This window comes from Psychrilyobacter sp. (assembly GCF_037132775.1).
GTDB lineage: Bacteria > Fusobacteriota > Fusobacteriia > Fusobacteriales > Fusobacteriaceae > Psychrilyobacter.
Map to the genome: position 1 here is coordinate 1 of NZ_JBAHZY010000029.1, position 5,065 is coordinate 5,065.

The 5,065-nt window shown below is 27.6% G+C and carries 6 protein-coding genes; 4 read left to right on the plus strand and 2 right to left on the minus strand.

Annotated features, from left to right (window positions below; all coding sequences use genetic code 11):
• The first annotated feature begins 547 nt into the window (after positions 1 to 547).
• Both V5784_RS01835 and V5784_RS01840 read left to right on the plus strand, forming a co-directional pair.
• Positions 548 to 1,327, plus strand: coding sequence for a dienelactone hydrolase family protein (locus V5784_RS01835; RefSeq protein ID WP_336887343.1), 780 nt, complete (start codon positions 548 to 550; stop codon positions 1,325 to 1,327).
• Positions 1,328 to 1,430: 103 nt separating this feature from the next.
• Complete coding sequence (locus tag V5784_RS01840; protein WP_336887344.1) at positions 1,431 to 1,940, plus strand: hypothetical protein; 510 nt, start codon at positions 1,431 to 1,433, stop codon at positions 1,938 to 1,940.
• A gap of 208 nt (positions 1,941 to 2,148) precedes the next feature.
• On the opposite strand, the gene V5784_RS01845 is transcribed toward V5784_RS01840, so the two are convergent.
• Positions 2,149 to 2,835, minus strand: a complete 687-nt coding sequence (locus tag V5784_RS01845) for a radical SAM protein (RefSeq protein ID WP_336887345.1) — start codon at positions 2,833 to 2,835, stop codon at positions 2,149 to 2,151.
• Between the two features lie 226 nt (positions 2,836 to 3,061).
• Between V5784_RS01845 and V5784_RS01850 the strand changes: the two genes are divergently transcribed.
• Together V5784_RS01850 and V5784_RS01855 are read left to right on the plus strand one after the other, a co-directional pair.
• Positions 3,062 to 3,670, plus strand: coding sequence for a methyltransferase domain-containing protein (locus tag V5784_RS01850; RefSeq protein ID WP_336887346.1), 609 nt, complete (start codon positions 3,062 to 3,064; stop codon positions 3,668 to 3,670).
• 36 nt (positions 3,671 to 3,706) lie between these two features.
• Positions 3,707 to 3,835 (plus strand): hypothetical protein, encoded by a 129-nt coding sequence (locus tag V5784_RS01855; RefSeq protein WP_336887347.1) that lies wholly within the window; start codon positions 3,707 to 3,709, stop codon positions 3,833 to 3,835.
• Between the two features lie 637 nt (positions 3,836 to 4,472).
• Here V5784_RS01855 and V5784_RS01860 read toward each other — a convergent pair.
• Positions 4,473 to 5,039 carry a tetratricopeptide repeat protein gene (locus V5784_RS01860; RefSeq protein WP_336887348.1) on the minus strand — a complete coding sequence of 189 codons (567 nt, stop codon included), beginning with the start codon at positions 5,037 to 5,039 and terminating at the stop codon, positions 4,473 to 4,475.
• Positions 5,040 to 5,065 lie beyond the last annotated feature (26 nt).

Genomic DNA, 5,065 nt, shown 5'->3' on the forward strand with positions numbered 1-5,065 from the left:
ATTTCAGCAATTAATGGATCTACCTCTCTTCTTCTTTTCTTAACCATAAAAACCTCCTCAGTTTAATAGATTATACTCTATCAACTAAGAAGGTTAAAATTAATTTACACTAAATTTGGGATACGCCCTGGTGTTTTTAAAAATTACAAACTATTACAATCAAAATGGTGTTCTTGAATACAGTATTTAGACAGATGTACAAGAATTTTTTTGTTGATTTCCTAACTTTTCATATTTAATATCCTACTAAAACGGTAAATAAAAAAGTGGTAGAAATTTCTACCACTTATATAATAGACACCGGTTCAGTATTCCTCACTTCCACCAAAAAATCCACGACTGCAAATGTTTTGGACGGTTGTAAAAGTTTGAAATAGTAGAGAACTAAGGGAAACCTTAGTTCTTTTTTGTATAATTTTTTGACTTTCATTCAAATATAAGTACACTTATAATAACTGATCTAAATAGTTGAGTTATATCTCTAAGAATGGAATTATTCATATTAATTTTAAATTACTAGAAATATTTTAATTAAAAGGAGGAACACATGAAAAAATTATTTAGTATTTTTATGATCTTTGTTTTATTAGCTTGTACAGATTTGTCAAAAAAATCAAAAGAGTCAACCAACCCTTCTAGACCAAAGGAAATTCTAAGAACAATGGTTGAATATACTCAAGATGGCCAAATATTTAATGGATATATGGTCTATGAAGGTTCAATAGAGACAAAAAAACCGGGGATAATCCTTATACACCATTGGGTCGGATTAGACGAATTTACTATGAAGGAAGCAGATAAATTTGCTCAAGAGGGGTACGTAGTATTTGCTATGGATATGTATGGTAAAGATGTTAAAGTAACAAATCATGAAGAAGCAGGTGAAATTTCAGGCTACTATAAGAAGAATAGAGAAATTATGAGAGGAAGGGTAGCTAGAGCCATAGAGGAACTAAAGAAAAATCCAAATGTAGATCCTAATAAAATCGGAGGAGTTGGATACTGTTTTGGAGGAGATGCTCTTATTGATTACATGCTTTACACAGATGAATTTGAAGCAGGGGTTTCTTTTCATGGATTTTATACAAGTCCACTACTACAAAATAAACTAAATGGAGTTTTACAAATAAATCATGGAGTATTAGACAAAGCTTCTACGATGGATCAATTAAAAGTTTTCATGAATATTCATCCAGAGGTAGAAGTATATCTTTATGACGATGCAAAGCATGCGTATACAGTAACAGATGGTCCGAATTATAATGAAAAAGCTGCTAAAGAATCCTTTGAAAGGGCTAAGTTATTTTTAAAGATAGAACTTGATTAATTATTTCTCTCTAGAAATATAATAGAATCTAAGTAAAATGTTTTTATGAAGAGTTAAAAATATTTGAAGTACAAAAACAATCAAGAAAATGAGAGTGATAATCATGAAAAAAATTATGTCATACATATTAATTTTTATATTTTTATTTTCAGTCAGTTTTGCACAAGAAAAATATGTTGTTCACATTAAAACAGACCTTTCAAAGGATGATGCACAAATTTGTGTAGCGTATAACGTCATTTTATCTGCATTAAATAAAAGATATGCTGTCTCAGCAATTATAGATGCATCAGCTGTAAATACATATAAAAAGAAAACATTTAGAAATTACGATAGTATTGAGAGGTATAAAATACCAGAAAGATTAAGAGTAGAACTATATAATCAGTTTAATCTAAAAAAAGAAAATGTTCCTGAAACTTATGGTGAATTTTTAGATCTTTTAATAGAAAAAGGAGCTAATTTTTATGTTAATAGTACTATGATAGTTCTTGCTAAAGTTTCAGAGAATTTTAATGATAATAATTCTCTTTCAAATCCAAACTTTAAAATAATAACTGTAGATGACATAGTAGATATTGTAAAAAATAGTGATCATTATATTGTTTATTAATTTCTACAATTATACAATTCTATGAATAGATAGAAAATCAAATCGATAGCATAAGCTACAGGATGAAACATTCATAAAGAGAATAAAAAAAAATCCTAAAAAAATTAGGATTTTTTTTATTACCTTAGAAATTTTTTTGTCACGAATGACACGAAGGATATACGAGTGTTAATATTTTACTGCCATAACACAAAATACGTTAAATGAATTATTTATTGATTTCACTTATTATTTCATTCATTCTTTCTTGAGAAACTCCTAATGTATCTTTAAACTTACCTCTAGGAGTTTCAAAGAAAGTTTCATTTGGATTTATTATTTCAATAAAATTTTTGAATTTTTCAACATTTTCATCTGTGTCTGAAATATTCTTTAAGATTGTTATATCCAGAATAAATTCACCACTATATTGAGCATTAAAATTTTGCATATTAGATACATATTCGTTCAAAGAATAATCAGCTAAAGGTCTTTGAATTTTTTTAAATTTTTCTTCACTGGTTACGGCTAATTCGCCAATGACTTGATCACATTCATTTAATATTTTTTTGTATTTGTCTTTGTTCATCAAATATCCATTAGATAAAAGTTTTACACAAGCATCATAACTTTTAATCAAATTAATAATATTTAAAATATTATCATTTGCTAGAGCCTCTCCATCAGGATTAATAAAAACATTTTGAATTTTGAATTTTTTTAAAATCTTTTCAAGTTTAATCAAAAAACTATTTGTTTCCTTAAAATTAAAACTTTTATCAGTTTTTACCTCGGTTCTTCCAAGGGGACAAAAAATACAGTCAAAACTGCAATAATTTTTTGGCAATGGATTAATATCAATAGTATTTTCTCCAATATCATTTAAATATACTTCACTTATAGAAAACGCTTTCATAGTCATACTCCTTATTTACATTATTTATAAGTATAAAATATGGTAGGTAATTTGTCAATCAACTCTATGTAGAAGATTAGGAACTTACTGAGTAACTTTAATTTTAAAATTGACTTCTTAAAAATTTAAAGCTACTATTGGTCTTGAGTAAAACTTTTTAAAAAAAAAGAAAAATTAAAGTAACTGAAGAAAGACATGCTCTATTAATTAAAATAAGGAGGTAGAAATGATAAGTAATTTTACTTTAGTCGATAAAGCTCAGATAAAAAAAAATATTGAAAATAAATATCTTAAGGTCGCTGTTATTTCCGATGGACAATTCAGATATCCAACAGGAAGAGAAGCTCTTGAAACACTAGGATATGATTCTAATATTCTTATCACTCTTCCAAGATCAGTTGCTGATTCCTACTGTGGTACAGGAAATCCATTTTCTCTCGGAAAGATTGAAAAAGGAGAAACAATTCTTGATTTTGGATGTGGAGCAGGTGTAGATACTCTCATTGTTGCTAAAATTGTTGGAGACAGAGGAAAAGCTATTGGTCTTGATATTATTCCTAAAATGCTGGAAAAAGCAATAGAGAATAGGAATATTCTAGGTCTTACAAATGTAAATTTCATAATATCTCAGGGGGATGAATTAGAATTTGCAAATGAATATTTTGACACAATCATATCTAATAGCGTAATAAATCTTGTTCCTGAAAAAGAAAGTACTCTTAAAGAATTATATAGGTGTATGAAACTAGGAGGAAAGCTTCTTCTGGTAGATCAGATTTTTATAGGGGAGAAAATAAAGCAACATGATGTTAGAGTTAAAAGTTGGTTTCAATGAGAGGGAGGAGCCGTACCAGGAAAGGTTTTTCTGGAGATGTTAAAAGATACAGGTTTTACTCATTTGAAATTAATCGGAGAAACAGGTTTTAACAGTTCTCCTAAAACTAAAGGAGCTTTAATCAGTGGGAGAAAAGCATTGGTTTCAGAGTGTTGCAAATCATAAAATGAGATAAGCAACTAAAAATAATTTTTTTAGTTGCTTATCTCATAGATATAATTTTTTAATTATTTTATTTCAATTTATGGAACTGATATAGAACAGCTATCTACTTAATATTCTTTAATCTTTACTTTGTTCGCCATAACATTCTCTAACATTTGAAAACTTAAAACACTCATCATTAATAAAGCTAGTAACATTAATTCTCTCATTGTAACCACTCCTTTAATTGCTGTAATCAATTAAAATTATTTTTATAGATAATTAATTATATACCACTTCAACTTAGAAGTCAAACAAAATATTTGAGAAGCGAAATAAAAAGTTAATAAGATTCTCAGAGGATCTTTCTCATAATTGTTCAGTTGTATCAACAGATAGAAATTAGAATCATTAGACAAGCACAGGGACTAATATCTATCGGTCGATAAAAAAAGCCCTTAAACCATAGATGGTTTAAGAGACCTTTATTATTTTTTATCAACTTTAATATGAACTTTCTCAACTTTAACTCTGTCAATTTCTACGTCAGAAATCATTCTACTCATTCCACTACTTTTATTAGCAAAAGTGAGACTGAAGAGTAATAGGACACCTATAAGTATTAGCCATTTTTTTCATTTGAATCCCTCCTTTAAATTTATAATTGTATTTTCTGAATAAGAAGATTAGCTTCATATTCTAAAGAATTATTTATATAAAATTTTAATATATACATAGAAAAGTCGTAACACATCATTTGTTTTGGTATTTTACAGATTATTTTTATTAATTCCTGCTGTTTTAATGGCTGATGACCATGGAGTAAAGCAAGGTGTTTAATAGAGTCTAAATATTTAGTTGGGTGAAAGAAGCGATGGTTAAGATCTAAAGGGAATGAAATTTCCCTTTCAAATGCATGGATAGTTTTCTTTTTCTCATCTAAATATAGATAAGATAAGCCCAAATTCCAATAAGTTTGATATAAAACCTTGTTTTTTAATTTTTTAAGTATATTTTCAAGTTTATTAACAGTAACTTTTACCAGTATCTCATTTTTCATTTTTTTAGCACAAGAAATAATATTGGTATAACAGATCTCTAAATTATAATAATCTAATGGATCACTTACACTTTTTTTAAAATATTCGATGGCACTTTCATATTCTCCTAAGTTTTGATAACAAATACCCAAGTTATTGTAGGAATGATAGTATTCTTTTGTAATCTCTGGCTATGGTGGTCGTGTTTGTC